The sequence below is a fragment of the Microbacterium altimontanum genome, assembly GCF_058349865.2.
In genome coordinates this window covers 389,515-415,952 of record NZ_JBYRJB020000005.1, presented here as the reverse complement: position 1 = coordinate 415,952, position 26,438 = coordinate 389,515, and the positions used below count along the sequence as shown (strand labels likewise).

Sequence of the window (26,438 nt, the reverse complement as noted above, 5' to 3'; positions counted from 1 at the left end):
GCACTGCCCCCACGCTCTCGCACCGCTGTGTGGTCCGGCTCATGCCCGCGACTCCAGGAGTTCGAACAGACGTGGCCCGAGTCCGTCCAGCCCGCGCACGACCAGGTCGGGTTCGGAGAGCTGGTCGGGAGTGGGGGAATCGGGGGCCTCTCCGCGCAGCACCCATACGGTGGAAAGCCCGAGCGCGCGGGCGGGCCGCACGTCGGTGTCCAGGCGGTTGCCGATGTGCACGGCCTCGTCGGGCGTGGCCCCCGCCTGTGCGAGCGCCCACTGGAACAGCTCGGGCGAGGGCTTCTCGTGTCCGACGAGCGCCGACACGCCCCAGACGTCGATGAGTGGGGCGACGCCGTCCCGCTCGAGCGCCCGCACGACACCCTCCTCCTGGTTGGCGAGGATGCCGACCGTCACCCGGTCGCGCAACGACCTCAGAAACGGCAGCACGTCGGGGTACAGCGTGCCGACCGGGTGCACCCAATGCTCGCGCGTACGCGCGTGCAGCTCGTCGCGCCGCTCGCGCGAGCCGAGAAAGCGCTCGGCCAGCGCCCCCCGCAGCGATCCCCCCTGGGCAGCCCTGCTCCGGTCGTACAGTTCACGGAACATAGCCCGATCTGTCGGCGGCAGGCCGTCTGCGGCCCGGAGGTCATCGAGTGCGACCAGCACCGCCGCGACGAAGTTCTCGTCGTCGTAGATCGGACCTCCGACGTCGCAGAACACCGCCTTCAACCGTGCCATCAGACCGTGCCCGCCAGGTTCCTGCGACGCTCGATCATGTCGGTGCGCTCGAAGTACTTCGCCACAGCCTCGTCGCCCAGGCCCCGCATCCCGCCGACCGAGAGCGCATCCAGCCGGACCCGCGCGCCTTTCACCGTCATGAGAGTGATCGCCTCCGCAGCCTCGGCTGTACCGGCCAACGCCACCATCCCGTGATTGCCGAGCACGACAGCCGAGGGCAGTTCGCCCCGTTCGTCGACATAGCCGCGCAGTCGGTCGAGGAAGATGCGGCCGAGGTCGATGCCGGGTGCCGCGTACGGCACGAACAGCGGCACCCCGATGACCACCGCTTCGTCGGAGTAGACCCATTCGTCGAACGCGGTCGCTGCGTGGATGCTCGCAAGCAGCCCGACCACGGGCGTCGGATGCGTGTGCGCGACGAACGCGGTCGGCGCGACGGACTGCACGGCAGCATGCACGAGGGTCTCTATCGACCCGCGCCGGCGCACTCCCCCGTGCATCCCCGCGTCAAGAAGCGCCGTGAGCTCCTCCTGGCCCCGGGAACGGTCCTCCATCAGCATGATGAGCGGCTCGACCTCGGTCACGACGAAATCGTCGCGACTCGCACTGGCCATATACGATCCCGACGCCTTCACCACGATCCGCCCATCGGCCAGCCGCTGAGAGGTGTTCCCTTCCGCGAGGATCACGAGATCCTTCGCGGGGTCGCCGAGGGTCCGGCTGAGTCCGACGAGTTCGTCGCTTACGAGATCGGGCTGCCAGGTCGTGGCCATGGGTCGCGTCTTTCGGTCGGGGCGGATGAAGTGGTGTCATCGCTGGGGTGGTCGTGCGGTCGATTCGCGCACCACCATCTGCGGCTCCAGCAGCAGCTGGCTGTGCGTGTGCGTCTCCGGGCGGTCGATCTCGTCCAACAGCATGCGCACGGCATGCGTGCCCAGCGCCGAACGGGGTTGCCGGACGGTGGTCAGCGAGACAGGCACCGCGCCGGCCCAGATCAGATCGTCGAAGCCGACCACCGAGACATCGTCGGGGACGCGGATGCCCCGGCGGGCGAACTCGAGCAGGACGCCGAGCGCGATGAGGTCGTTGCTGCACATCACCGCCGTGGGCAGCTGATCCCGGGAGCGCGCTGCCAGTATCGCCCCGAGCGCGCGGCCGTCGTCGATCCCCCATGATCGCGTGGTCACTCGCTCCACCGTGCCGCTCATCATCTCGATGAAGCCCCGGAAGCGCTGATCTGTCTGCGGGTGGGTGCCGAAGGGACCAGCGAACACGATGCGACGGTGCCCCAGGGTGCTCAGATGCTCGCCGGCGATGCGGCCGCCCGCGGCATCATCGGTCTTGACCCAGCAGCGCATCGATGACGAGCCGACCCGGTCCACGTACACGAGGGGGATGCCACGGCCGTCGAGGCGGTCGAGCGTCGGGTCATCCTCCTGCACGGGTGCGATGATCATGCCGTGCACACGCTGCTGCACGAGGATGTCGAGGTTGTCCTGCTCGCGTGCGGCATCCTCGCCGTTGTGGATCATGACGACACCCACGCCGAGCGCCTTGGCCTCGGCCTCGGCACCCAACGCCACGTCGACGAAGAACGGGTTCGCCAGGTCGGCGAGGGCGAGTCCGAGCGTTCGCTGGCGACCGTTGCGAAAGCGGCGCGCTCGTGGGGTGGGGATGAAGTCCAGCTCGGAGATCGCTCGCAGAACGCGGTCGCGGGTCTCGGTCCCGACATAGCCCGGACGGTTGAGCACATTGCTGACTGTTCCCGCCGAGACGCCGGCCCGACGTGCCACGTCGCGGATCGTCGCCCTCATCGACGCCTCCTCTCGGATCACACCGGCTCGGGGAAAGTGGGCCGGCGCCATGAGCCGGGGCCCGCCGCGCGCTGTGCTGCGGGCCCCGGCCATGGCTCTGCAACTCAGAAGGAGAAGTCGCCCACGTTGCTCTTGTCGAACACGAACATCGGGCCGAGGACGATCTCCCCGTCCGCGCCGATGGTGTATTCGCCGAGCTTGCCGGCGGTGAACTTCTCGCCTTCCTTGCCGGTGATGTCCCCCTTGATCAGCGCATCCGCCGCGTATGAGGCGAGGTAGCCGAGGTCCTCGGGGTTCCACAGGCCGAACTGGTCGACGATGCCGCTCTCGACGTACTCCTTCATCTCGCTGGGAAGGCCGAGACCGGTCACCCAGACCTTGCCCTGGAACTCCTTGGTGTCAGCGAGGTAGTGCGCAGCCTCCTTCACCGAGACGGTGTCGGGAGCGATGATCGCCTTCAGGTCCGGGATCGACTGCATGAGACCCTGGGCCTCCTGGTACGCCTTCTGATCCTGGTCGTCACCGTACGCGACCTTGGCCACCGTGATGTTGGGGTGGTCCTTCTTCAGCAGCGCCTGGATGGCATCCACCCACGCGTTCAAGTTGGCCGCGTTGGCGCCACCGGACAAGATCGCGATGGTACCGCCATCGGGTCCCAGGTGGTCTGCCGTGAGCTTGACGAGGCCCTCGGCGATGCCATCGACCGTCGCCTGGTTGACGAAGACGTCGCGGCAGTCCGTGTCGGTGTCGTACGCGACGACCTTCACGCCCTGGCTCTGCGCCTGGGTCAGGTCGTTGCAGACGGCGGCGGGGTCGTTCGCGGCGATCGCGATCGCCTTCTGCCCCGTCTGAATGGCTGTCTGGATGAACGGCACCTGGTCGGCTGAGCCGGTTGCCGTCGGCCCCTCCTCCTTGAAGGCCATGCCGAGTTCCTTCGCAGCTGCCGCGGCTCCCTTGTCGGATGCCTCGAAGTACTTGTTGCCGAGGCTCTTCGGGATGAAGGTGACGCTGGCGTCACCGCCGTTCGAACCGCCATCGTTGTTGCCGCCCGCGTTGTTCGCGGTGCCGGAGCAGCCGGCAAGCAGCAGACCGGCAGCAGCAACCGCTGCGACCGAGAGGGTGATCTTGCGAGCGAGCCCGCCGGATGAGATCCTCATTGTTCTTCCTTCCGTTGCGGATTGTGATTCAGGTGTGTACTCGTGATGGGTGGGTCATGCGCCTGCCGCAACGAGCGCGGAGGCCTTCGACCGTCGTCGTCGCGAGACGAATCCCGCGATGCTCGCAACAACGACGGAGAAGATGAGGGCGACACCGGTGACGATGCTGATGGTGTCGGAGCCGATTCCGGCCAGCTGCAGGGTCTTGTTCAGCGCCGCGATGAGCAGGCCGCCGGCCAGAGCACCGAAGAGCGTGCCCTTGCCGCCCCAGATCGACACGCCGCCCAGGACGATGGCGGTGACCACTTGCAGCTCGAAGCCGAACCCGTTCGTGCCGATGGCGTTGCTGTACTGCAGCGTGAAGTAGACGCCGGTGGCCCCTGCCACCAGCCCGCTCAGCACGAACAGGATGAACCGCGTGCGGTTCACCGGCACTCCCGAGAAGGCGGCCGTCTCGGGGCTCAGACCGATGGCGAAGATGCCGCGGCCGAACGGGGTGAAGTGCAGCAGGACGCCGAACACGATGGCCAGGACGACGATGGCGATCGCGACCGGCGGGAACGGCAGCCCCCACAACGGCGCGGTGAGGAACCGCGGCACCTCGGGCGGGAACCCGGTGATCGACGTGGTGCCGAGCAGGCCCACCGCGATGCCGCGGAACAGTGCAAGGGTACCGATGGTCACAGCGAGGCTGGGCAGTCCGACGACGGTCACGAGCACGCCGTTCAGCACCCCGGCGAGCGCACCGCCCAGCACGCCGATCACGGCCGAGAGCCAGAGCGGGACGCCCGCCTGGAACGAAAGACCGAAGATCGCGCTGGAGAACCCGAGGATCGAGCCCACCGACAGGTCGATGTCGCCGGTGACGATCACGAGTGTCACGGGCAGCAGCATCAGCAGCACCGGGGCCGCGTTCAGGATCATCGTCTGATAGGTGTACGGCTGGGCGAAGAAGGGGATCGTGTAGGTGCCGATGAGCAGCAGGATGATGATCGCCAGCACGATCACCGATTCGGGGCGCAACAGCACCCGGCGCCAGAACGGCCGCGCATGGCGGGCATACGTGGTGGCGTCGATGACACCCGTCGTCGTCGCGGTGGTCATTTCTCACTCCCGCCTCTCTTGGCCCGGCGCATCCGGTTGACGAACAGGATGCGGTCCAGCAGGATCGCGCCGACGATGAACAATCCGACCAGGGACTGCTGCCACAGGCTCGGCACACCCAGCACGGGCAGCGCGTTGGAGATCGTCGCGAGGAAGAAGGCGCCCAGTGCCACGCCCCAGATGGATCCGGAGCCGCCGACGATCGCTACACCGCCGATGACGGCGGCTGCCACGGCCTGCAGCTCGTATCCGGTGCCCACTTGCGCGTCGCCCGTCGCATAGATCGCGAGGTACACCAGTCCCGCCAGCCCCGCGAGCGCACCGCTGGCGACGAAGGCTCCCAGTGTGAGCCGACGCTCGCTCAGGCCGAACAGGGTCGCTGCCTCGGGGTTGGACCCCAGCGCGTACAAGTCGCGGCCCGAACGCCGGCTGGTCATGTACCAGCCGACCAGCAGCACCACCACGAGCACGACCAGCAGCAGCACCGGGATGGTGAGGAAGGGCATCGTGCCCAGGGCGCGGAACTCTGGCGGCAGCCAGCTTGAACGGATGAAGTGCGGCCCGATCCACAGGATCGCGATGCCGCGGTAGGCGTACATCGTGCCCAGTGTGATCACCAGCGACGGCACCTTCAGGAAGGCCACCAGCAGACCGTTGAGAAGACCGAGGAACGCTCCGAGCGCGACGCCGATGAGCACCACGACGGGGATCGGGATGCCGGGGACGTTCGCGAACAGCCATCCCGACAGGTACGTCGACAAGCACAGGGTCGAACCGACGGACAGGTCGATGTTCCGGGTGATGATCACGATCGCCTGGCCGATGGCGATGAGGATCAGCATCGTGGGCTGCCGGAGCAGCTCACGCCAGCCACCGTCGGAGAAGAGGAAGCTGGGCTGGATCCACGCCGTGACGGCCAGGAGTGCGATGATCAGGACGATGAGCCCGAACTCGCGTGCTCTGATCAGGGTCTGGAACCAGGACCGCCCGGTCTCGACGGGCGCAACCGTATGCGTGACGCTCATGCGGCTTCCTCCGTCGCGTGAGTGGCGGCGTACATGACGTTCTCGGGCGTGGCCTGGCTGCGCAGCAGGTCGGCGGTGATGCGTCCCTCACGTACGACGAGCACGCGGTCGGCCATGCCGAGCACCTCCGGCAGTTCGGAGGAGATCATCAGCAGGGCGACCCCGGCGCCGGCGAGTTCCGAGAGCAGGCGGTGCACCTCGGCTTTGGTCCCCACATCGATGCCACGCGTGGGCTCGTCGATGATGAGGATCTTCGGCCGCGTGGCGAGCCACTTGCCCAGAACGACTTTCTGCTGGTTCCCGCCCGAGAGCATGGATGCCTCGGTGTCCAGTGCGTGCGTCTTGACCCGCAGACGGGCCGCCCACAAGCGTGCGCTCGGCTCCTCGAGCGAGGAGGTGATGAAACCGAACTTGGCGAGGTTCTCACGGATGGCGAGGGTGATGTTGCCCTGCACACCCGCCGACATCGCCAGGCCCTGCTTGCGGCGATCCTCGGGAACGAACCCCATGCCCAGCCGCATCGCGGCCATGGGCTTGTTCGGCGGGACGGGCTTGCCGCCGATGGTGACCGTGCCCGAGTCGTAGCGGTCGACCCCGAAGACCGCTCGGGCGATCTCGCTGCGTCCTGCTCCCACCAGTCCGGCGAAACAGACGATCTCGCCCGAGTGCACGGTGAAGCTGACGTCCTCGAAGACGCCGGCACTGGAAAGCCCCTGCACCTCGAGCACCGGGTCGCCGATCGTGGCCTCCTGCTTCGGGAAGAGGTTGTCCACGCTGCGACCGACCATCTGTCGGATGATCGCGTCTTCGGTGACCTCGCGTGCGCGGTTCGTCGCGATGTACGCGCCATCGCGCATCACCGTGATGGTGTCACAGAGGGCGAACACCTCGTCGAAGCGATGGGAGATGAAGATGAGCCCGCGCCCCTCATCGCGCAGCTGACGAGCAATGCCCATCAGCCGGTCGACCTCGGTTCCCGAGAGCGCTGCCGTCGGCTCATCCATGACGATGACTTTGGCGTCCAGCGAGATCGACTTCGCGATCTCGACCACCTGCTGGTCGGCGATGGAAAGTCCACGCGCCTCGCGGTCGGGGTCGATCGGCACGCCGAGTCGCCTCGTGAGCTCGACGGTCTCGCGGCGCATCCTTCCGCGATCGATACCACCGAATCGCGAATACGGCTGGCGCCCCACGAAGATGTTCTCCGCGACACTGAGGTCGGGGAACAGTGTGGGCTCCTGGTAGATCACCGCGATGCCGGCATCCTTCGCGTCCTTCGTGTTGTGGAAGTCGACGCTCTCACCATCGAGCATGAACTCGCCGCCATCGCGGCGGTAGAGCCCACCGATGATCTTGACGAGCGTCGACTTGCCGGCGCCGTTCTCGCCCACGAGTGCGTGGATCGAACCGGCCTCCAGTGTGAGGTCCGCGCTGACGAGCGCGTGCACGGCGCCGAAGGACTTGCTGACGGCGGTCAGCTGCATGAGGGGTGCGTCGGTTGTCATGCCTCCACCTCGATCTCAACGGAGTAGGAACGGCTCTCTCCCGGCGCCAGCACAGGCAGCTTCCCGTGCGCGCGCGCCGCGGCCCTGCCCTGGATCTCCGGCGTGTTGGCCGGCTCCAGACCGAGGACGTAATGCTTGGTCGCGGTCAGCTTCCATTGGAAGATCGCCGGCAGCGTGTCGGAGTACCGCAGCGTGAGCGACATTCCACGGGCCTCGTTCACGACGCGGGCGACACGCTCGGTGCCTGCTTCGTGCACGTAGACCTGCTCACGGAAGCCGACCGACGGTGCACCGATACCGGCACGTTCGGCAAAGCCGGCCGCAGCATCGGCGTCGCGCGGCTCGACGGACGCGGCTGAGATCTCGATCCTGGTGTCGGCGTCCACCAGCGGCCAGCCGAGATTCACGTGATAGAGCACCATGTGGTCCTGCGGGCGCTCCGCCTCGTTGGTGATCGTGTCCTGGATCCGCAACGACGACGATCCCACCGCCGAACTGATCCGTCGTTCCAGCAGCAGATTCTCCTGAAAGACCGCGGTCTGGCGCACCTGACCGCCGACGGCCACGATCTCAGGGGTCGCGGTGACCTCGCTGATCCGTGCAGGGATGCTGCCGATGCGACCATGCATCCCGCTCACGCCCGCTTCATCGTCGGCGGGCGGCCCGAAACTGTCGAGGCCGCATGTGGTCACCAGTCCACCTCCGAACGTCCGCAGCCAGCCGCGGCCCTCGGGCTCGTAGGCATCCGGCCGGGTGATACCGGTGGACGAGAGCCACGCCAACGGGACGCCACGGAACGTGGCTGCGCCGATGTCGAGGCCGCGATCGGGGTGCACGTCGAACTCCAGACCGCCACCGTTGACGACACGGAACCTGCGCGCCCCCCGGGCAGGACCGTCATCTTCGACGAACCGGTCGACGCGGGCGACCTGATCGAGCGATCCGACGCGGGTCAGCACCTCGGAGCGCGGCGTTCCGAAGATGTCAGGCAATGGTCCCCAGCTCCTGGTTGTCCGGGCCGAAGTGCTTGAGCATGACGAGGTCGTCGGTGCTGCTGCGGTTCGAGATCGTGACTCCTGCGCGCGCCGCCTTCTCGGTGACGAAGAACTCGTCCTGGCTGAGCTGACCGAAACGCAGCAACGTGGCGGCCTGCGTGTCATGCGGGCCGAACGTGCCCGCGCCTTGGACGACGATCACGCCATACGCGTCCTGATCGGTGATCGTGACGGTCTGCCCGGGACGGACGGTGAGTTCCTTCGCGCTGAACGATGAAGAGCGGTACACGATCCAGTTCTCCACGTACGCCGCACCGCCCTCCGCCTCCGAGGCTGCCGTGGCGCGCGGGCGCATGAACCGGTTCGCGACGAAGTCGGGGTCGACGTTCTTGTCCCAGTCGAGCAGATCGATGATGAAGTCGTAGTCGCCGTGGTGGTCGTGCGGAACGTCCTTCCAGAGCAGTTCTTCGGGCACCTCGCGGTTGTTGCTCCACGACTCGCACATGCTGAACACGTCACTGGCCGACTGCGGCTCGTACGTGCAGATGCTCGCCGGTGCGTGCAGGACGCCGGCCGGAATGTCCCATCCGGTGCCCAACTGGGTGCGATAGCCGAGTGAGTAGTCGGTGATGCGGTTATCACCCCCGGACCCGAACCGGGCCAACCGCTCCTTGAGCTGGGCGCGGGTGGTGGCCGGCTGCAGGCCGAGGAACGAGATCGCCTGGTCGCCGGTGTAGTTGTTCATGTGCGGCGAGTAGTAGTAGGACTCCGGCTTGCCGACCTTGTCGACGAGGGCCGCCTTCTCATCACTGTGGTGCACGTGGAACGGCAACGGTTGCAGGTTGTCGTAGAACTTCGAATACATCGTCCATCCGCCGAAGCGATCCTGCAGGCGGGAGCCGATCACCTCGGCCTTGTGATGCCCGACGAACTCGTCGAACGGCAGCAACCCGCCGTCCGGATCGACGACGAGGCTCAGACCCTCCCATGGACCGGTGAGCGGGCCGTTGTCGGCCCGGACTGTCGAGGCGAGCCAGCGCTCATCGATGCCGCCGCGGGTCTGCTGGAACGGAAAGTAGTCGTCCGGGTGAAGTCGGATGCGGCGCCCCGGAGTGCAGAAGGCACGAGGCACCCACGCCGGAGCGAGGCGCACGATGCCCCTGCCCGCATCCAGCGCGCGATCGAATCCACTCGCTGCGGAGGTGACGTTGTCGTATGCCTCGGTCATCGTCGATGATGCCCTTCTGCTGGAGTGCGTCGACGAATCCTGCTGCGACGCTGCCGTTCGGGAGTGGTTCAATGAACCTGCCGGGAATGTAACATCGGCGTGCGCCGTGTGTCAACGGTTTCGCATGACACAAATTCGATCCCAGTGTTTTCGGGCATTCTCGGGCCTGGCATGTTCGGTGTCAGGGCGATATAACAGGAACATCACACCGAAGGGACATCAATGGCGATCACCAGCAGCACCGAGTCCGAGGAACGACGCAGCCGACTGCTGGCCATCCTGGAGCGCGACAACGTCATCCGCCTCGCGGAGGCGGCCGAGGCTCTCGGCGTCTCTGCCATGACCATTCGCCGAGACCTCGCCGATCTCGAATCCGAGGGTCTGCTGCGGCGGGTCCGCGGCGGCGCGATCTCGGTGATCGGACCTCGGCCATACGGCGAGCGGCAGTCGGTGCATTCACGCGCGAAGGAAGTGATCGCCGAGAAGGCGCTCGCCCTGGTGCCGAGGTTCGGATCGATCGCTTTCGATGCGTCGACCACGGTGGGAACCCTGGCCGCGCGCATCGGGGTGCGGTCCGGGCTCATCGCGAGCACGAACTGCTACCCCACCTACGCATCGATGAAGGGCACGCCCGGCGTCACCCCGATCCTCATCGGAGGGGAGACCGAGGAGTCCACCGATACCTTCGTCGGACCGCTCGCCGTGCAGGCGGCAGAGTCGCTGCGGTACATCCGCTTCTTCTCCTCGGCGAGCGCCGTGGACGCGAGCTACGGGACCACGGAGGTCTCTCTCGCCGAAGCGCAGATGAAACGCGCATTCGCGGCCGTCGCCAAGGACGTGGTGCTGTGCGTCGACTCCTCCAAGCTCATGCAGGAGGCCACTGCCTCCGGCCTGCACCTCAGCAGGGTGTCCGTGCTGATCACCGAGCTCGCGCCCAGCGATCCTCGACTGGATGAGTTCCGCGACCACGTCGAAGTGCGCTGAGACTCGCGCTTGTTCGCCACGTTATTTCTTGTTACATTTTTCACCGAAACGAACGTTTCTTAACACGTCGGCACCGGGGCCGGCGCGGAATCCGGATTGAGGCCATGAGCGATACCAGAGCTGAACTCGTCAGACGTTCGAACCGTCTGGGGAGCGACCCGAAGAACACCAACTACGCCGGCGGCAATACCTCGGCCAAGGGCACCGAGATCGACCCCGTCACCGGGCAGCCGGTCGAACTCCTCTGGGTCAAGGGCTCGGGCGGGGACCTGGGCACCCTCACCGAGAACGGGCTGGCCGTCTTGCGCCTGGATCGGTTCCGGTCCCTGGTGGACGTCTACCCCGGCGTGGACCGCGAAGACGAAATGGTCGCCGCGTTCGACTACTGTCTGCACGGCAAGGGCGGAGCCGCCCCCTCGATCGACACCTCGATGCACGGTCTGGTCGACGCTCCCCACGTTGATCACCTGCACCCTGACTCGGGCATAGCGATCGCCACCGCTGCCGACGGCGAGCAGCTGACCGCAGCGATCTTCGGCGACAAGGTGGTCTGGGTGCCCTGGCGCCGGCCCGGCTTCCAGCTCGGGCTGGACATCGCCGCGATCAAACGCGAGCACCCCGATGCGATCGGCTGCATCCTGGGTGGTCACGGCATCACCGCGTGGGGCGAGAGCAGTGCGGACTGCGAGCGCAACTCGCTATGGATCATCGCCACGGCTGAGGCTTACATCTCCGCCCACGGCGTCGCCGAGCCGTTCGGCCCCGTCGTGCCCGGCTACGAGCCGCTTCCCGAAGCGGAGCGTCGCGCCAAGGCCGTCGCCCTTGCACCCACGATCCGAGGCATCGCCTCGCACGACAAGGTGATGGTCGGACACTTCGACGACTCCCCCGCCGTGCTCGACTTCCTTTCCCGGGAGAAGCTGCTGCCGCTGGCCTCACTGGGCACAAGCTGCCCGGACCATTTCCTCCGCACGAAGATCAAGCCGATGGTGCTGGATCTGCCGGCCGATGCTTCGATCGAAGAGTCGTTGGCACGCCTGGATGCGCTGCACGCACGCTACCGCGCCGATTACCAGGCGTACTACGACACATACGCGACCGCCGACAGTCCCGCCATCCGCGGCGCGGACCCGCTCATCGTGCTGGTCCCTGGTGTCGGGATGTTCAGCTATGGCGCCAACAAGCAGACCGCACGGGTCGCCGGCGAGTTCTATCGCAATGCGATCAACGTGATGCGAGGTGCTGAGGCGCTGTCCACATACGCACCCATCTCCGATGCGGAGAAGTTCCGCATCGAGTACTGGGCTCTCGAGGAGGCGAAGCTGCAGCGCATGCCGAAGCCGAAGACGCACCAGGGACGGATCGCTTTCGTCACCGGTGCGGCATCCGGCATCGGCAAAGCCATCGCGACTCGACTCGCTGCCGAAGGCGCGTGCGTTGTGATCGCCGATCTCGACCTCGAGAAGGCGCAGGCCACCGCTGCCGGCATCGGCGGGGCCGACGTCGCCGTCGGCGTCGGCGTGAACGTGGCAGACGCCACGGCTGTGCAGGCGGCGATCGATGCAGCCGTACTCGCGTTCGGCGGCGTCGACCTCATTGTGAACAATGCCGGACTCTCGATCGCGAAGTCCCTGATCGAGACCACCGAGGCGGACTGGGACCTGCTGCACAACGTGATGGCGAAAGGCTCCTTCCTGGTGTCGCAGGCAGCGGCGAAGGTCCTCATCGAGCAGGGCCTGGGCGGCGATATCGTCTACATCTCGTCGAAGAACTCCGTGTTCGCGGGACCGCGGAACATCGCCTACTCGGCGACCAAGGCCGACCAGGCGCATCAGGTGCGGTTGCTGGCGGCGGAGCTCGGCGAGTACGGCGTGAAGGTCAACGGCATCAATCCGGACGGGGTCGTGCGCGGATCCGGCATCTTCTCCTCCGGTTGGGGTGCCGACAGGGCCAAGACCTACGGGGTGAAGGAAGAGGACCTGGGCCAGTTCTACGCCGACCGCACGATCCTCAAGCGCGAGGTCGTTCCCGAGAGTGTGGCCGACGCCGTGTTCGTGCTGACCGGACCTGAGCTTTCGCGTACGACAGGCCTGCACATCCCCGTCGACTCCGGCGTCGCAGCCGCATTCCTGCGGTAACGGCCATGGGCAACGGATCCGTCGCCGCGATTGACCTCGGCGCCACCAGCGGTCGTGTCGTCGTCGGACGCATCGTTGACAAGACGGTGAGTCTCGAGATCGTGCAGCGTTTCGTCAACCACCCCGTCAGCTACTGGGAGGGTGACCGCGAGGCGCTGCACTGGAACCTGCTCGAGCAGTACCGGGCGATCAAGATCGGCCTGCGCACGGCGCTGTTGCGCGAGGGCGAGCTTCGCAGCACAGCGGTCGACTCGTGGGGCGTCGATTACGGATTGGTGCACGACGGTGCCCTGATGGGAAACCCGTACCACTATCGGGATGACCGCACCACCCGTGGGGTGAAGGCCACACACGACCTCGTGCCGCCGGAAGAGCTCTATGCGGTCAGTGGACTGCAGATCATGCCCATCAACTCGCTCTACCAACTTGCCGATGACCGTCTCATGGGACGTCTCGAGCCAGGGGTGCGCGGGGTGCTGATCCCCGATCTCATCACCTACTGGTTGACCGGCCGGCTGATCGCCGAGCGCACCAACGCGTCGACGACCGGGCTGCTCGACGTGCGATCGCGAGAGTGGGCGGGCGGTCTGTTCCGACGGCTCCACCTGCCCGCGGACCTCTTTCCCGAACTGGTGGAGGCCGGGACGCCGGTCGGCGGCCTGCTGCCCGGGATCGCCGAGGAGGTCGGTGCACAGATCCCTGTGCATACGGTCGGCTCCCATGACACCGCATCTGCCGTCGTCGGGCTTCCGGCCGTGGACGACGAGTTCGCCTACATCTCCTGCGGTACCTGGGCACTGGTCGGCGTGGAGCTCGAGAATCCGGTACTGACCGACGCCGGGCGACGCGCCAACTTCACAAACGAGGGCGGCGTGGACGGGCGGACCCGCTACCTGAAGAACATCATGGGGCTGTGGATCCAGTCCGAGAGCATCCGGACCTGGGAGCGCAACGGAAGCGAGATCGATCTGCCGGCCCTTCTGGCTGAAGCGGCTTCCCTGCCAGAAGGCTCCCGTTTCGATGCGAACGATCCACGACTGCTGGCTCCCGGCGACATGCCCACGCGGATCGCCGAGTGCTGTCGCGAGGCCGGTCAGCGCGTCCCGCAAACGCCTGCAGAGTTCGTGCGCGCCATCAACGAGAGCCTTGCCGACGCGTTCGCCGCGGCCGTGCGCTCGGCCGCGGAGCTCTCCGGCAAGCACGTCCGCGTGGTGCACATGGCTGGCGGCGGCTCGCAGAACGAACTGCTGTGCCAGCTGTCGGCCGACCGTCTGGGGCTTCCCGTCATCGCGGGTCCCGTGGAAGCGACGGCGCTGGGCAACGTGCTCGTGCAGGCGCGCGCGACCGGCCTGGTCTCAGGCAGCCTCGACGCGCTGCGTTCGATCGTCGCGGCGAGCGTACCCACGCGCCGCTTCGAGCCTCGGGGGCGGTGAAACCGCCGGGTGCGATGTCCCATTTAGATAGAAGTTCATCGATACTGTTGGAATGACCCCTGAGGTTGCCGCTCCGGTTCCTGGTGCGCTGCGAACCATCGAACGCGCCCTACTCGCCCTCGACCTCATCGCAGCGGCGAATCCGCCGCTCTCGATGCGCGAACTCGCGCGGCAACTCGATCACAACCTGTCATCGACGTACAACATCGTCAATACACTTGTCGCCGGCCAGCACGTCATCAAAGACGAAGGCGGGAATCTGCACATCGGCCCCCGCGTCGCAGCACTCGCGGCCGCGTACGACCGGGACTTCTCGTCGCGGTTCGCGAGATACGTCGACGACGTTGCACAGGCGACCGGAGAAACTGTCTACCTGACCGCCAAAGAAGGAAGCCGTGTCGTCATCAAGATCGTCCAGGACGGCTCGCGCCCGTTGCGCGTGGCCGGCCTCGCCGTCGGGTTCTCCGGTCAAGAAGATCAGCGAGCGTCGGGGAAGGCCGTGCTCGCTCATCTGCCTTCGGATGAGATCGCGACAATCGTCGCCCGCAATCACCCCAGCGAGTCCGCCCCACTGCTCGCCAAGCGTACGGAAGACCTCGAGTCCACCCTGGCCGGTGTTCGTCGCGATGGGTTCGCCTTCGATGACGAGGAGTTCGAGGCCGGGATCGTCTGCGTAGCGGCGCCGATCTTCGATCGCGCGGGCGAAGTCGTCGGCTCGATCGCGGCAAGCGGAGCTGCTGTGCGCCGGCAGGAATTCCGCAGCTCGGTGGTGGAGGCGGTCTCGCGAGCCGCGGGGGCCATGACCCGTGACCTCGGTGGGGACGCTTAGGCGCCGATCCCCAGGCGCGCGGCGCGTTCGGGAGCGTACTGCAGCAATTCCAGAGTGATGCCATCCGGGTCCCACAGATAGCAGGCCCATCCACCCGCGTTCGCCCCCTCGGTGATCTCGACCGGCGGATTGCGAAAGCGGACACCTGCGGTGCGCATGAGCTCGTATCTCTCATGGATGTCGTCGACGAGAAGGGCGAGGTGCGCGACGCCCACGCGATTGGTGGGCAGGCCATGATCCTCGGTATCACGCTGCTTCGAGTACTCGATTAGTTCGAGCATGTGGCTCGAGTAGCGGGATTCGACCCCTGGGAGCTTGAACTGCGCAACCTCTAGGGTCACTCCGGCGATACCGACCAGCCGGTCCGTGTAGGCATTCTCCTGGCGTTGGCGATGGACCAGCTCGAGCCCGAGTATTCGGGTGTACCAGTCGATGGAACGCTCGATGTCGCTCACTGTGAAGGAGAAGTGGAGAACGTCGGCGATCATGTGCGACCTTACAGAATGAGACGAAATTCGATATAAATGGAACTCTTGCGAGATAACCGTAGTACGGCTACGGTTGCACCGCAACGTAGTAGGGCTTGCCAGCCAAGGAGCAAACAATGACGTCTTCCTCCCCCCGCACCGTGTTCATCGTCGGCGGAGCGAGCGGGATCGGCCTTGCGAGCGCCGAACTGCTGATGGAAGACGGTTGGGACGTCGTCATCGGAGACCGGAACGTGGCGGGACTCGAGCACGTGGCAAAGAGCCTCGGAGACCGCCTGGCCGGCGCGATCGGTATCGACGTCACCAATCAGGACTCCGTCGATGTGGCTTTCGGACGCGTCACCGCCGAACACGGCCTCGATGCTTTGGTGAACGCCGCGGGCATCCTTCAGCTGGGAACGATTCTGGACATCACACCCGCCGATTGGCAGCGAATGCTCGATGTCAACCTCACGGGTGCTTACCGCACTTGCCGCGCGGCGGTGGCGCACATGGCCGCGCACGACGGCGGCGCTATCGTCAATCTCACCTCGCAGTCCGGTCGCACAGCGTCGTTCTACAGTGGCCCGCATTACGTCGCTGCGAAGGCCGGCGTCATCGGCTTGACGATGACGATCGCCTCGCAGCACGCATCCCAGCAGATTCGGGCCAACGCCGTGGCGCCGGGGCTGGTCGAGACGCCCATGATCGCCGACGCCTACACGCCCGCTCAACGCGAGGCCATGACGGCGAAGACCCCGATCGGCCGCTTCGCCAGCCCACGAGAGGTCGCGGAAGTCGTGCGATTCCTCATCTCCGACCGCTCGGCGTATATGACCGGTCAGACGCTGAACGTCAACGGAGGGAGCTTCATGCTATGAACACCGATCGCCTTCGGCTCGGTCTCGCGGTGCCGATCTTCGCAAATCCTGGGTTCGTCGACATCCGGACACCCTCATTCGTCGAACTGGAGTGGGCTCCCATCCTCGCCGCAGTACGTGAGGCCGAGTCACTGGGTTACGACTCGCTCTGGGTTGCCGACCACATGTTCCTCGGCCGCGACGGCGCCATCCTGGAGAGTTGGACGACACTCAGCGCACTCGCGACTGCAACGTCCCGGATGCGCCTGGGCAACATCCACCTCGGAGTCGGGTTTCGCAATCCCGCGCTCGTCGCCAAGATGGCTGCGACTCTCGACGTCATCAGCGGCGGACGCTTCGACCTGTTCATCGATCCGGGGTGGCGTGAGCGCGAGCACACGGCATACGGGTTCGCGTGGGAGCCATCCCGTGAGGTACGCGTCTCGCAGGTGGCCGAGGCCGTCGAGTTGATACGGGAGTTGTGGACGGGACGGCCTGTCGATCACCGAGGCATGCACTTCCACACCGACCGCGCCATCAGCACGCCCACACCGACACACCGACCCGAGTTGTGGATCGGTGAAGCGTTCGACGATGTGACGCTCGATCTCGTGGCCCGCCACGCCGACACATGGAACTCCATGCCCGCCGGGTTGGAGGTGCTCGCCGACAAGATCTCCCGCGTCAATGCCGCATGTGAAGCACGCGGCCGTGCTCCCCAGACTCTGCGCAAGACGCTGGAAACCCAGGTGCTAATAGTCGAGGACGATGCCGAGTGGGACCACTGGTTGGCCCACTGGGCACGCCTGCGAGACGAACACCCAGCCGGGGCTGCAATGAGCGACTTCTTGGACTTCGTTCACGCCGGCAACCCTCAACTCAGTGACGGCCTTGAACCCGAAGTTCTGAAGGAGGAGTTCATCATCGGAACTGCCGAAGAAGTCACAGCGAAGCTGCGCGCCTACCAAGAACTCGGGATCAGTGAGGTGATCTGCTGGTTCATGGACTTCCCGGCTTCGACGACGATGCGTGCCCTCGCTCCGCTGCGCGAAACGGCGAGCGTGGCACTGTGAGCGCGCGATCGGTCGCCGTGGTCACCGGGGCCGGGTCCGGCACTGGTCGCGAGACCGCCCTGCTCCTGAACGCCGAAGGGATCGACGTCATCGGTGTCGACCTGGACTGGCGGTGGGACGATGGGTTCGTCACACGCGTCACGGGCGGCGTCCACGACCCCGTGGTGTGGCGTCAAGTCGCGGAACTCGTGGACACGCAAAGCGGGATTTTGGATCGCATTGCACTGTGCGCGGGCAAGCTCGCCATCGGCAGCGCGACCACGGTGTCCGATGCCGACTTGCGGCTTGTGTTTGAAGTCAACGTATTCGGCGCATTCGAAGCCCTGCGCACTCTGCTGCCACGTATGACGAGCGGAGGAAGCATTGTCGCCGTAACGAGCATCGATGCCTCGCACGCCGAGCAGAATCTTGCGGCATACAGCGCTTCCAAGGGCGCGCTTCTCCAGCTGATGCGGTCCGTGTCGCTCGACTACGGCCACCTCGGCATTCGCGCCACCGCGATCTCACCCGGCGTCATCGACACACCCTTCTTCCAAGAGCACGTTGATGCAGCGCCGGACCCAGCCGCGTTTCTCGCCGCCAAGACCGCGCGCTATCCGATCGGACGGATCCTCGACCCGGTTGAGGTTGCCCGGGTGATCGTGTTTGTCCTGTCGCCGCTCGGATCGGGCATCAGCGGTACCGAGGTCATGGTCGACGGCGCGCTCAATGCCGGCTTCGACTACCGGCCACCGTCGCGAGAAGAGGAAGGGGAGAGGGAATGACCGACACAGAGCTGACCGATCAAGAGGCCTTTGAGCAAATGGCCTTCATCCGGGCGTTCGAGCAGAGGGCGCAGGACTGGAGTCATGAGGGGTTGATCGCCGGCTCGATCCACCTGTGCTTCGGTCAAGAGGCGATTCCCGTGGGAGCCGCGGCGGCGCTGCGCGAGGAAGACCGCGTGATCGGCACATACCGCGGCCACGGGTGGGCGCTTGCACTCGGCGCCGACCCCACAGCGGCATTCGCAGAAGTGGCTCAGAAGTCGGGTGGCTTGAACGGAGGGCGGGCAGGTTCACCCCTGTTGTCGGACCCGGCACATGGCTTCATCGGCGAGACCTCCATCGTCGGCGCCGGCAGCACAATCGCCACCGGGATCGCGCTCAGCCAGAAGCGATTGGACACCGGCGGCGTCACGGTCGTGGTCTTCGGCGACGGGGCGATGAATCAGGGGGCCACGAACGAAGGGCTCATCTTCGCGGTCGCCCACCGCCTGCCGGTCATCTTCGTGTGTGAGAACAACGAATGGTCCGAGATGACGCCCACCGCGAGCATGGTGCACGGCGAACTCGTCGATCGCGCTCGGGCGTTCGGGATGCCGGCCCACGTTGTCGATGGCTGTGACCCGCTCGCCGTCACCCGCGCCGTCGGTGATGCGGCGAACGCGGCGCGGGCGGGCGAAGGCCCCGTCTTCCTCGAGTGCCGCACGATCCGCCTTTCCGGGCATTACAACCGCGACATCCAGCACTATCGCCCGCGGCAGGACCTCGAGAGCGCACGGCTTCGAGAGCCCCTCAGGCGTCTGCGTGACGAGGGCCGGGTCAGCGCCGAGGCCGCGGATGCCGCCGTTGCGGATGCCGAGGCGCGCATGGCCGCGGTCGCCGAGGCCGTCAGCCGAATGGCGGAGCCCGATCCGGCGACGGTGTTCGATCATCTCTCGGCCTCGGCTCCGGCCACCGATTGGGGCTCCACTGACACCAGGGAGCTGACCTTGCAGCGCGCCCTCAACGCTGCTCTCAGCGATGAGCTGGAGACCCGCTCCGAAGTACTCGTGTACGGCGAAGACGTGGGTGTTGCCGGCGGCATCTTCGGCGTCACCCGCAGCCTGCAGAAAAGATTCGGCGCCGACCGTGTCTTCGATACGCCGATCGCGGAGAACGCGATCCTCGGCTCAGCCGTCGGCGCCGCGATCGGCGGGCTTCGGCCTATCGTCGAGATCATGTGGGCGGACTTCGCCTATGTCGCACTCGACCAGATCGTCAATCAAGCATCCAATGTGCGGTACATCAACCGGGGCGCGCTCACCGCTCCACTCGTCGTGCGCATGCAGCAGGGCGTCACCGACGGCGCCTGCGCGCAGCACGCGCAGAGCATTGAAGCGGTGCTCTCGCACATTCCTGGGATCAAGGTCGGCCTCGTCGCGACGCCGCAGGACGGCTACCGGATGCTGCGAGCGGCCATCGCAGACCCGGACCCTGTGGTACTCATCGAACATCGCGCGCTCTACCAGGTCGCGGGCCCGGTGACCAGGGGCGGCCGAGGCGAGTCGGTCGGCGGTGCGCGTCTGCACCGCGATGGCACACACGCCGTGGTCATCACTTGGGGCGCGACGCTGCCTTCCGCGCTTCAGGCAGCCGACGCGCTCAGCACGAAGGGAATCGACGTTGCCGTGCTCGACCTGCGCTGGTTGCGTCCGCTCGACGACACCGCCATCGCCGAGGTCGTCGCGAATGCGAGCGGCCGCGTGCTCGTCGTGCACGAGGATGTGCAGACAGGTGGATTCGGTGCTGAGATCGCTGCGCGCATCTCCGAGCAGCACTTCTCGATCCTCACAGCACCGGTCGCTCGGCTCGGCACACCGGACATCCGAATACCGGCTTCTCCCGCACTTCAACATGCGCTCGTCCCCAACGCGACGGCGATCGCTGCCGCCCTGCGAGAGTTGATCGGAGACTGACATGGCGCACCGCACGATTCAGCTGCGGCGCTACCGGATCGCAGCCACCGATCTGCCTTCGTATATCTCGTGGTTCCACAGCGAGTTGGTGCCGCTGCGTCATCGATACGGGTTCTCCATCGAGTTCGCGTTCGCTCTCCCGAGCGCCGGCGAGTTCGTCTGGGCAGCCTCCCATCCAGGAGGCAGAGCGCGGTACAGGGCCGCGGACGTCGCATACTTCGAGTCTGATGCGCGACAGCAGATGATCTCGCGACTGCCCTGCGAGGTCGACGTCCAGTCCGCCGACTTCGTGCACGCCGTGGTGTGGCCCTGACATGTCGATCGATCGCGACCTGCCGACAGCGACGGTTAGCGATGAACCGGACGAAGCGCCCCGCCCCGGCGGGTCGGTGATCGACCGCCGGTCGTTCCGGGAGCGGTGGGAGGTGAACCGGCGCGCGAAGGACATCATTCGCGACAAGGCACTCGCGCTGGTGCCGCGGCGCGGCTGCATCGCCCTGGACGCTTCAACGACGGTCGGCACGATTGCACCGGCGCTCACGCGCCGCTCAGGGCTCACCGTGGCGACGAGTTCGTACGAGACATACCGCACGCTTCAGTTTGCCGACGGAATGGATCCGATCCTGATCGCCGGTCAGTCAGAGTACGAGACGGAGAGCTTTGTCGGCCCTCTGGCCGTTCAGATGGCGCAGTCCCTTCATTACACGCGCTTCTTCGCGAGCGCCTCCGCGCTCAGTTCGACGCATGGCACCTCGGAGGTCTCATTGCATGAGGCAGAGCTCAAGCAGGCGTTTCGTCGGGTCGCAAGTGAGCTCATCCTGTGTATCGATTCGTCAAAGCTCGGGCAGATTGCTACCGCGATGTGCTTCGCTCTGGAGCGAGCGACCCTGCTCATCACGGAACTTGCGCCCACCGACCCGCGCCTCGAGGCAATGAGCGACAGAGTCGAGCTGCGCTGATGCGGTCGAATAGGTGCCGAGCGGTCCGCAACGGGCGTCCCCGCCTGTCTACCGCACGCGGAAACCGTCGTCACGCGCGCACGGAGTAGCGGGCATCGAGCCACGCGACCACGTCGGCGCGCACTTCGGCCTGGCACACCTCGTTGAACAGCTCGTGCCGGGCGCCCGGATAGACGAGGGTCGTCACGTCCGTGAACCCTGACCGCGTGCGGTACGCGTCGGCGAGCTTATGCACGCTGCGCGGGCCACCGACCGAGTCGTCCTTGCCCACGAGGAGCAGCAGCGGAATGTCACGACCGAGGTCCTTGCGGGGGCGGCCGAACAGGCGCGCGGCATCCACCGGACCGAACAGCCGCAGCAACGGGACCTCGACGGTCAGCGGGTCGGCGTGGAACGCCTCCCCGACGCTCAGGTCGCTCGAGAGCCACTCCAGACCCGAGGCATCCTTCGTCTTCCATCGGGCGTTCAGATCGCCCGCGTTCAGGGATCCCGGCATGCGCAGCGCCGAGCCGGAGAGGATGATCCCGTCGTACGCCTCGGGGTGCCGATTGACGAGGATCTGCGTGAGGAACGAGCCCCAGGAATGCCCCAGGATCACCAGCGGCAGTCCGGGGTTCTCGGCGCGGATGAGCTGCGTGAACTGCCAGCAGGCGTCGACGGCGGCGGGGTGTCCCCCGGGTCCGAGCCGGCCGAGCCGCGCGGCGTCACCGTGCTGGGTCATGCCGGTACGGCCGTGCCCGCGATGGTCGTCGGCGTAGACCGTGAAGCCGGCGGCGGTCAGCGACTGGATCAGCGCGACGTATCGGCCGGCATGCTCGCCCACGCCGTGCAGCAGCTGCACGACGCCGCGCGGGCTCTGCGCGGGATGGACGTCGTAGACGATCGCGATGCCGCGTGCGTCGGTGAACTCGGGCATGGCGCGAGCATATCGCGTGCCGATGCCGCCACCGAGATTTACTTAGCGAAGCTAATAAGCTAAGCTAAATATCTGTATGAGTGATGCGCGCGTGAGACTTCCGGAGACCGACGACGGCGTACCCGAGGAGGATGCCGCCGCAGCCCGCGACCTGCGCATGGCGACCTTCCGGCTCAGCCGCCGCCTGCGTTCGGAGCGCGCCTTGGACACCATGAGCGACGCCCAGTTCGCCGTGCTCGCGACGCTGCGCAGCCACGGTCCGCTCACGCTGGGCGAGCTCGCCGACCGCGAGCGTGTCACCGCTCCCTCCATGAATCGCACCGTGAACTGCTTGGAGGAGTTCGGCTGGGCCACGCGCACGCCCGACGAGAACGACCGCCGCAAGGTCAACATCGAGATCACCGCACAGGGGCGGGACCTGGTCACCGAGACCGTGCGGCGGCGCGACCTGTGGCTCGCGCACGTGGTCGCCGGCCTGACCCCCGCCCAGCGGCGCACGCTCGCCCAGGCGGCCACGATCATGAGCGAGGTGGCGGCCCGATGAAGGCGATGTTCCGCTCGCTCGGCCTGTTCAACTACCGCGTCTGGTTCATCGGTGCGCTGATCTCGAACATCGGCGGATGGATGCAGTCCACCGCGCAGGACTGGGTCGTGCTCACCGAGCTGACCAACAACGATGCCACCGCGATGGGCGTCACGATGGCGCTGCAGTTCGGCCCGCCGCTCGTACTCGTCAGCATCACCGGCTGGGTGGCCGACCACTTCGACAGACGCAAGCTGCTCATGTGCACTCAGTCGGCGCTCGGTCTCCTGGCGGTCACGGTCGGCGTCCTGCTGCTGACCGACATCATGACGCTGCCGCTCATGTGGATGTTCGCAGGCCTCTTCGGCATCGCGAACGCGTTCGACTCGCCGGCCCGCCAGGCGTTCGTCTCCGATGTCGTCTCGCGCGAGAATGCCGCGAACGCCGTCGCGCTGAACTCGGCATCCTTCAACACCGCCCGCCTCATCGGCCCCGCCGTCGGTGGCGTGATGATCGTGCTGGTCGGCACCGGCTGGATGTTCCTCATCAACGCCGCGACGTTCCTCGCGATGCTCGTCGCCCTGTCGATCATGCGGCTCGATGAGCTGCAGCCGCGGGTGCGGGCGACGGATGCCACCCGCCTGGCCGACGGCTTCCGCTACGTCGCACGACGCAAAGACCTGCTCGTCCTGTTCGTGATGGTCTTCCTGATCGGCGCGTTCGGCATGAACTTCCCGATCTTCGCATCGACCATGGCGTTGGAGTTCGGGTTGAAGGCCGACGGCTACGGGGCCCTCAGCTCGCTGCTGGCGATCGGGTCGCTCGCCGGCGCGCTCATGGCCGCGCGACGCGAACGCGCACGACTCCGGGTGGTGATCTTCGCGACCGGAGGCTTCGGCATCGCCTCGCTCGTCTCATCGGTCATGCCGCAGTACTGGATGTACGGCGTCACGGTCGTGTTCGTCGGGTTCACCACCGTGTCGATGCTCACGACCGCGAACGGCTACGTGCAGACCACGACGGATGCGCAGCTGCGCGGACGCGTGCTCGCGCTGTATATGGCGGTGATCATGGGGTCGACCCCGATCGGCGCGCCCATCACCGGATGGGTGGCGACGACGTTCGGGCCGCGGACGGCGATCCAGGTGGGCGCCGCCGCCGGGATCGTCGCGTGTGCCATCGGAGCGGTCTGGCTCGTGACATCCGGCCGCTTGCATCGCAGCGAGACGAGCCGGTTCGCGCTCACGATCGACGAGACCCGGCCGATCCGCGTGGTGGAGCGGATCGCACCGGAGGAGTTCAGCGACGAGATCGCACAGACGACGCCGATCGCGCTCCCCGGCCGCGACGACGGTGACGCCGCGCCGCGCGGCAAGCCGCTGCCCGGGCCGGCGCGATGATGGTGGGATGCTGACCCCCGCCGACATCGTGGTGCGCATCATGGCGCACCACCTCGCGCGCAAGGGCCTGCCCGTCGACCCGCGCTCCGACATCGATACCGCATCGCTGCAGCGCCGCTTCCCGCGGCTGGCGAAGGTGGAGGTGCGGGACGTGCCGGTGGCCGGCCCGCACGGCGCGGTGCCGGCGCGGCTGTATCGTGGCCCCGCGGTCCAGGCGCGGAATGCCCTCGTCTGGACGCACGGCGGCGCGTTCGTCGGCGGCGACCTCGACATGCCGGAGTCGAACTGGGTTGCGCTCGAGCTCGCCGCGCAGGGGATCCCCGTGCTCGCGGTGGACTACCGCAAGGCGCTGCGCGGGGTGAGGCATCCTGTACCGGTGGACGACGTGCACGCCGCCTGGCTGCACGCGACCGGCGACGCGGACGCACTGTTCGGCGTCGATGCGGCGCGCGTGCACCTCGGCGGCGCGAGCGCCGGCGGGACGATCGTCTCCGGCGTCACCATGCGCCTGCACACGCAGCATGGCCCGATGCCGGCATCCGTCGTGCTCGCATACCCGATGATGCATCCGACCCTTCCGCCGAACACCCCGGCGACCCTCGATCTCATGAAGAAGATGCCGTCGCGCCTGCGGTTCCGGCCGCCTGTGGTGCGCGCGCTGGCGAAGCATTACGCCGCCAGGGCTGTGGCGACCGACCCCGAGGCGTTCGCGGGAACCGCGCGCGACCTCGCCTGGTGGCCGCCGACCTACATCCTGGTGGCGATGATCGATGACCTGCGCTCGTCCGGCGACATGTTCGCCCGGCAGCTGCGCGACGCCGGAGTGCGCGTGGAGCTGTTCGCCGAGCGCAGCGCGACGCACGGCCACCTGAACCATCCGGAGGCGGCGTCCGCGCAGCGCAGCGTGAAGCGCATCGCGCAGTGGATCGAGTCGGTCTGAATCAGGTCTTGCCCAGTCTGCGCCGAATCGATTCGATAGACTGAGAGGGATTTCGGCGACCGCAGATCTTCGCGGTCGCCTTCGCCTTCTCCCCCGCTCGTCCTCGTCCTTCCGAGAGATCTCATGGCCACCACTCTCACCACGGGCCGCCCGTGGCGCGTCATCCTGGCGTTCGCCGTTCCGCTGCTCATCGGGAACGTCGTGCAGCAGCTCTACCAGTTCGCCGACACGATCGTCGTCGGCCGCCACCTCGGCGTCGACGCCCTCGCCTCGGTCGGCGCGACCGGCAGTCTGCTGTTCCTGCTGCTCGGCTTCGCCTGGGGCCTCACGAGCGGATTTGCGATCCCGACGGCGCAGGCGTTCGGCGCGCGGGACTACGCCGCCGTGCGACGCTCGGTCGCCGCCGGCACGATCCTCACGGCCGCGACGACCGTCGTGCTCACGGTCGTCGCCCCGCTCATCGCACGTCCGGCCCTCATCGCGCTGCAGACGCCGGCCGAGCTGCTCGACGGCGCGACGGTGTTCACCCAGGTGAGCTTCCTCGGCGCCGGCGCGACGATGTTCTTCAATTACCTCGCGGCGATCATCCGGGCGATCGGCGATTCGCGCACACCGCTCGTGTTCCTCACGCTCGCGTGCGGGCTGAACGTCGGCCTCGTCATCCTGTTCGTCGGCCCGTTCGGGTGGGGCGTGGCGGGCGCCGCGCTCGCGACGGTCGTCTCGCAGGCGGTCTCGGTGCTGCTGTGCCTGGAGTTCGTCCGCCGCCGCGTGCCCGCACTGCACGTGCACCGCGGCGACTGGCGCGTCGACTGGAGCGACCTGAAGGCGCACTTGCGCCTCGGCCTTCCGATGGGGTTCCAGGCATCGATCATCGCGATCGGCACCCTCACCGTGCAGGTCGCCCTGAACATGATCGGGGCGGATGCCGTGGCGGCGTACACCACGGCCTCACGCGTGGACTCGATCGCCGTCGCCTTCCTGCAGTCGCTCGGCCTCGCCGTGTCGATGTACGTCGCGCAGAACCTCGGCGGCTGCCGGCCCGACCGCATCCGCCGTGGCGTGAAGCAGGCGACCGTCATGGCGGTGATCGCCTCGATCGCGCTCGGCGTGGTGCTGGTCGCCTTCGGCACGAACCTCGTGCGCATCTTCATCGGCGACGGCTCCGACGAGGTCGTCGAGCTCGCCCACCTCATGCTGATCATCAACGGTGTGAGCTACTCGGCGCTCGGCGTGCTGTTCGTGCTGCGCGGCGCGCTGCAGGGTCTCGGCGATGCGCTCATCCCGACCGTGACCGGCGTCATCGAGCTCGTGATGCGTGTGGCGGCCGCCGTCGTTCTCGGCGGTGCGATCGGCTACGCCGGCGTGGTGCTGAGCAATCCGCTCGCGTGGCTGGGGGCAGCGCTCGTGCTGATTCCCGCCTATCTGCGCGCGCATCGGCGGCTCGCGGCGATGCCGGTCGAGCCGGAGTTCGCGACCGAGACCACGCCCATCCCGATCGTCGGGCCGACCGACGGATCGATGGTGGTCGACGCCGTGCTCACCGCGCCGGTGCCGATCATGGTGGCGCCGCCGCGCCGGCGGCGACTCCTGTCCCGCCGCTGAGCCGGAACCCGACCGATCCCGAGGCCCCGGCACGGTCG

At 67.0% G+C, this 26,438-nt stretch carries 25 protein-coding genes; 14 read left to right on the top strand and 11 right to left on the bottom strand.

The annotated features are described in order from the left end of the window. Positions 1–39: 39 nt before the first annotated feature. The 9 genes from AC3RX1_RS11405 to AC3RX1_RS11365 form a co-directional block, all read right to left on the bottom strand. A complete protein-coding gene (locus tag AC3RX1_RS11405) occupies positions 40–732 on the bottom strand; it encodes an HAD family hydrolase (RefSeq protein ID WP_491501351.1) in 693 nt (230 codons plus the stop codon). Further along, positions 732–1,505 carry a class II aldolase/adducin family protein gene (locus AC3RX1_RS11400; protein WP_491501350.1) on the bottom strand — a complete coding sequence of 258 codons (774 nt, stop codon included), beginning with the start codon at positions 1,503–1,505 and terminating at the stop codon, positions 732–734. The genes AC3RX1_RS11405 and AC3RX1_RS11400 overlap by 1 nt, the downstream gene beginning before the upstream one ends. A 36-nt stretch (positions 1,506–1,541) precedes the next feature. Continuing rightward, positions 1,542–2,546: a LacI family DNA-binding transcriptional regulator gene (locus tag AC3RX1_RS11395; RefSeq protein WP_491501349.1), complete on the bottom strand. Its 1,005-nt coding sequence runs from the start codon at positions 2,544–2,546 to the stop codon at positions 1,542–1,544. Between the two features lie 104 nt (positions 2,547–2,650). Beyond that, on the bottom strand, positions 2,651–3,703 hold the full coding sequence (locus AC3RX1_RS11390) for a rhamnose ABC transporter substrate-binding protein (protein WP_491501348.1): 1,053 nt from the start codon (positions 3,701–3,703) through the stop codon (positions 2,651–2,653). A 54-nt stretch (positions 3,704–3,757) separates the two neighbouring features. Next, complete coding sequence (locus tag AC3RX1_RS11385) at positions 3,758–4,807, bottom strand: ABC transporter permease (RefSeq protein WP_491501347.1); 1,050 nt, start codon at positions 4,805–4,807, stop codon at positions 3,758–3,760. Next, positions 4,804–5,832 carry an ABC transporter permease gene (locus AC3RX1_RS11380; protein WP_491501346.1) on the bottom strand — a complete coding sequence of 343 codons (1,029 nt, stop codon included), beginning with the start codon at positions 5,830–5,832 and terminating at the stop codon, positions 4,804–4,806. The genes AC3RX1_RS11385 and AC3RX1_RS11380 overlap by 4 nt, the downstream gene beginning before the upstream one ends. Further along, positions 5,829–7,337, bottom strand: coding sequence for a sugar ABC transporter ATP-binding protein (locus AC3RX1_RS11375; protein ID WP_491501345.1), 1,509 nt, complete (start codon positions 7,335–7,337; stop codon positions 5,829–5,831). Before AC3RX1_RS11375 ends, AC3RX1_RS11380 begins: the two co-directional genes overlap by 4 nt. Continuing rightward, on the bottom strand, positions 7,334–8,296 hold the full coding sequence (locus AC3RX1_RS11370) for an aldose 1-epimerase family protein (protein WP_491501392.1): 963 nt from the start codon (positions 8,294–8,296) through the stop codon (positions 7,334–7,336). The genes AC3RX1_RS11375 and AC3RX1_RS11370 overlap by 4 nt, the downstream gene beginning before the upstream one ends. Positions 8,297–8,321: 25 nt before the next feature. Continuing rightward, positions 8,322–9,560 (bottom strand): hypothetical protein, encoded by a 1,239-nt coding sequence (locus tag AC3RX1_RS11365; protein WP_491501344.1) that lies wholly within the window; start codon positions 9,558–9,560, stop codon positions 8,322–8,324. Positions 9,561–9,782: 222 nt separating this feature from the next. Between AC3RX1_RS11365 and AC3RX1_RS11360 the strand changes: the two genes are divergently transcribed. The 4 genes from AC3RX1_RS11360 (at position 9,783) to AC3RX1_RS11345 (ending at position 14,944) form a co-directional block, all read left to right on the top strand. Further along, positions 9,783–10,544, top strand: coding sequence for a DeoR/GlpR family DNA-binding transcription regulator (locus AC3RX1_RS11360; protein ID WP_491501343.1), 762 nt, complete (start codon positions 9,783–9,785; stop codon positions 10,542–10,544). 104 nt (positions 10,545–10,648) lie between these two features. Then, positions 10,649–12,682 (top strand): bifunctional aldolase/short-chain dehydrogenase, encoded by a 2,034-nt coding sequence (locus AC3RX1_RS11355; RefSeq protein ID WP_491501342.1) that lies wholly within the window; start codon positions 10,649–10,651, stop codon positions 12,680–12,682. A 5-nt stretch (positions 12,683–12,687) separates the two neighbouring features. After that, positions 12,688–14,115 carry a rhamnulokinase gene (locus AC3RX1_RS11350; protein WP_491501341.1) on the top strand — a complete coding sequence of 476 codons (1,428 nt, stop codon included), beginning with the start codon at positions 12,688–12,690 and terminating at the stop codon, positions 14,113–14,115. A gap of 52 nt (positions 14,116–14,167) precedes the next feature. Then, positions 14,168–14,944, top strand: a complete 777-nt coding sequence (locus AC3RX1_RS11345; RefSeq protein ID WP_491501340.1) for an IclR family transcriptional regulator — start codon at positions 14,168–14,170, stop codon at positions 14,942–14,944. Here the strand turns inward: AC3RX1_RS11345 and AC3RX1_RS11340 are convergent. Continuing rightward, entirely contained in the window at positions 14,941–15,432 is a 492-nt protein-coding gene (locus AC3RX1_RS11340; RefSeq protein ID WP_491501339.1) for a VOC family protein, read from the bottom strand. The two genes, AC3RX1_RS11345 and AC3RX1_RS11340, sit on opposite strands and share 4 nt — an antisense overlap. Before the next feature lie 116 nt (positions 15,433–15,548). On the opposite strand from AC3RX1_RS11340, the gene AC3RX1_RS11335 reads away from it, so the two are divergent. The 6 genes from AC3RX1_RS11335 to AC3RX1_RS11310 are packed head-to-tail and all read left to right on the top strand — an operon-like array spanning position 15,549 to position 21,019. Then, a complete protein-coding gene (locus tag AC3RX1_RS11335) occupies positions 15,549–16,292 on the top strand; it encodes an SDR family NAD(P)-dependent oxidoreductase (protein ID WP_498239389.1) in 744 nt (247 codons plus the stop codon). Next, the gene (locus tag AC3RX1_RS11330) at positions 16,289–17,344 is read left to right on the top strand and encodes an LLM class flavin-dependent oxidoreductase (RefSeq protein WP_491501337.1); all 1,056 of its coding nucleotides are present in this window, start codon (positions 16,289–16,291) and stop codon (positions 17,342–17,344) included. Before AC3RX1_RS11335 ends, AC3RX1_RS11330 begins: the two co-directional genes overlap by 4 nt. Continuing rightward, the gene (locus AC3RX1_RS11325) at positions 17,341–18,108 is read left to right on the top strand and encodes an SDR family NAD(P)-dependent oxidoreductase (RefSeq protein ID WP_491501336.1); all 768 of its coding nucleotides are present in this window, start codon (positions 17,341–17,343) and stop codon (positions 18,106–18,108) included. Before AC3RX1_RS11330 ends, AC3RX1_RS11325 begins: the two co-directional genes overlap by 4 nt. Next, the gene (locus AC3RX1_RS11320; RefSeq protein WP_491501335.1) at positions 18,105–20,060 is read left to right on the top strand and encodes an alpha-ketoacid dehydrogenase subunit alpha/beta; all 1,956 of its coding nucleotides are present in this window, start codon (positions 18,105–18,107) and stop codon (positions 20,058–20,060) included. The genes AC3RX1_RS11325 and AC3RX1_RS11320 overlap by 4 nt, the downstream gene beginning before the upstream one ends. Before the next feature lies 1 nt (position 20,061). After that, entirely contained in the window at positions 20,062–20,373 is a 312-nt protein-coding gene (locus tag AC3RX1_RS11315) for a hypothetical protein (RefSeq protein WP_491501334.1), read from the top strand. A 1-nt stretch (position 20,374) separates the two neighbouring features. Next, the gene (locus AC3RX1_RS11310; protein WP_491501333.1) at positions 20,375–21,019 is read left to right on the top strand and encodes a DeoR/GlpR family DNA-binding transcription regulator; all 645 of its coding nucleotides are present in this window, start codon (positions 20,375–20,377) and stop codon (positions 21,017–21,019) included. 70 nt (positions 21,020–21,089) lie between these two features. Here AC3RX1_RS11310 and AC3RX1_RS11305 read toward each other — a convergent pair whose 3' ends face one another. After that, positions 21,090–21,935 (bottom strand): alpha/beta fold hydrolase, encoded by an 846-nt coding sequence (locus AC3RX1_RS11305; protein WP_491501332.1) that lies wholly within the window; start codon positions 21,933–21,935, stop codon positions 21,090–21,092. A 157-nt stretch (positions 21,936–22,092) separates the two neighbouring features. Between AC3RX1_RS11305 and AC3RX1_RS11300 the strand changes: the two genes are divergently transcribed. From AC3RX1_RS11300 to AC3RX1_RS11285, 4 genes are all read left to right on the top strand, one after another. Next, entirely contained in the window at positions 22,093–22,479 is a 387-nt protein-coding gene (locus AC3RX1_RS11300) for a MarR family winged helix-turn-helix transcriptional regulator (RefSeq protein ID WP_491501391.1), read from the top strand. Positions 22,480–22,484: 5 nt separating this feature from the next. Beyond that, a complete protein-coding gene (locus AC3RX1_RS11295) occupies positions 22,485–23,858 on the top strand; it encodes an MFS transporter (RefSeq protein ID WP_491501390.1) in 1,374 nt (457 codons plus the stop codon). A gap of 7 nt (positions 23,859–23,865) precedes the next feature. Next, complete coding sequence (locus AC3RX1_RS11290) at positions 23,866–24,798, top strand: alpha/beta hydrolase (RefSeq protein ID WP_491501331.1); 933 nt, start codon at positions 23,866–23,868, stop codon at positions 24,796–24,798. Positions 24,799–24,921: 123 nt separating this feature from the next. Then, positions 24,922–26,400 (top strand): MATE family efflux transporter, encoded by a 1,479-nt coding sequence (locus AC3RX1_RS11285; protein ID WP_491501330.1) that lies wholly within the window; start codon positions 24,922–24,924, stop codon positions 26,398–26,400. Positions 26,401–26,438 lie beyond the last annotated feature (38 nt).

Excerpts from the sequence above, each read along its gene's own strand:
- AC3RX1_RS11300 (WP_491501391.1), top strand. The coding sequence starts at position 22,093 with ATGGCGACCTTCCGGCTCAGCCGCCGCCTGCGTTCGGAGCGCGCCTTG.
- AC3RX1_RS11285 (WP_491501330.1), top strand. The coding sequence starts at position 24,922 with ATGGCCACCACTCTCACCACGGGCCGCCCGTGGCGCGTCATCCTGGCG.
- AC3RX1_RS11305 (WP_491501332.1), bottom strand. The coding sequence starts at position 21,935 with ATGCCCGAGTTCACCGACGCACGCGGCATCGCGATCGTCTACGACGTC.
- AC3RX1_RS11310 (WP_491501333.1), top strand. The coding sequence starts at position 20,375 with ATGTCGATCGATCGCGACCTGCCGACAGCGACGGTTAGCGATGAACCG.
- AC3RX1_RS11340 (WP_491501339.1), bottom strand. The coding sequence starts at position 15,432 with ATGATCGCCGACGTTCTCCACTTCTCCTTCACAGTGAGCGACATCGAG.
- AC3RX1_RS11360 (WP_491501343.1), top strand. The coding sequence starts at position 9,783 with ATGGCGATCACCAGCAGCACCGAGTCCGAGGAACGACGCAGCCGACTG.
- AC3RX1_RS11290 (WP_491501331.1), top strand. The coding sequence starts at position 23,866 with ATGCTGACCCCCGCCGACATCGTGGTGCGCATCATGGCGCACCACCTC.
- AC3RX1_RS11355 (WP_491501342.1), top strand. The coding sequence starts at position 10,649 with ATGAGCGATACCAGAGCTGAACTCGTCAGACGTTCGAACCGTCTGGGG.
- AC3RX1_RS11335 (WP_498239389.1), top strand. The coding sequence starts at position 15,549 with ATGACGTCTTCCTCCCCCCGCACCGTGTTCATCGTCGGCGGAGCGAGC.
- AC3RX1_RS11320 (WP_491501335.1), top strand. The coding sequence starts at position 18,105 with ATGACCGACACAGAGCTGACCGATCAAGAGGCCTTTGAGCAAATGGCC.
- AC3RX1_RS11350 (WP_491501341.1), top strand. The coding sequence starts at position 12,688 with ATGGGCAACGGATCCGTCGCCGCGATTGACCTCGGCGCCACCAGCGGT.
- AC3RX1_RS11405 (WP_491501351.1), bottom strand. The coding sequence starts at position 732 with ATGGCACGGTTGAAGGCGGTGTTCTGCGACGTCGGAGGTCCGATCTAC.
- AC3RX1_RS11390 (WP_491501348.1), bottom strand. The coding sequence starts at position 3,703 with ATGAGGATCTCATCCGGCGGGCTCGCTCGCAAGATCACCCTCTCGGTC.
- AC3RX1_RS11400 (WP_491501350.1), bottom strand. The coding sequence starts at position 1,505 with ATGGCCACGACCTGGCAGCCCGATCTCGTAAGCGACGAACTCGTCGGA.
- AC3RX1_RS11365 (WP_491501344.1), bottom strand. The coding sequence starts at position 9,560 with ATGACCGAGGCATACGACAACGTCACCTCCGCAGCGAGTGGATTCGAT.
- AC3RX1_RS11345 (WP_491501340.1), top strand. The coding sequence starts at position 14,168 with ATGACCCCTGAGGTTGCCGCTCCGGTTCCTGGTGCGCTGCGAACCATC.
- AC3RX1_RS11395 (WP_491501349.1), bottom strand. The coding sequence starts at position 2,546 with ATGAGGGCGACGATCCGCGACGTGGCACGTCGGGCCGGCGTCTCGGCG.
- AC3RX1_RS11385 (WP_491501347.1), bottom strand. The coding sequence starts at position 4,807 with ATGACCACCGCGACGACGACGGGTGTCATCGACGCCACCACGTATGCC.
- AC3RX1_RS11295 (WP_491501390.1), top strand. The coding sequence starts at position 22,485 with ATGTTCCGCTCGCTCGGCCTGTTCAACTACCGCGTCTGGTTCATCGGT.
- AC3RX1_RS11380 (WP_491501346.1), bottom strand. The coding sequence starts at position 5,832 with ATGAGCGTCACGCATACGGTTGCGCCCGTCGAGACCGGGCGGTCCTGG.
- AC3RX1_RS11315 (WP_491501334.1), top strand. The coding sequence starts at position 20,062 with ATGGCGCACCGCACGATTCAGCTGCGGCGCTACCGGATCGCAGCCACC.
- AC3RX1_RS11330 (WP_491501337.1), top strand. The coding sequence starts at position 16,289 with ATGAACACCGATCGCCTTCGGCTCGGTCTCGCGGTGCCGATCTTCGCA.
- AC3RX1_RS11375 (WP_491501345.1), bottom strand. The coding sequence starts at position 7,337 with ATGACAACCGACGCACCCCTCATGCAGCTGACCGCCGTCAGCAAGTCC.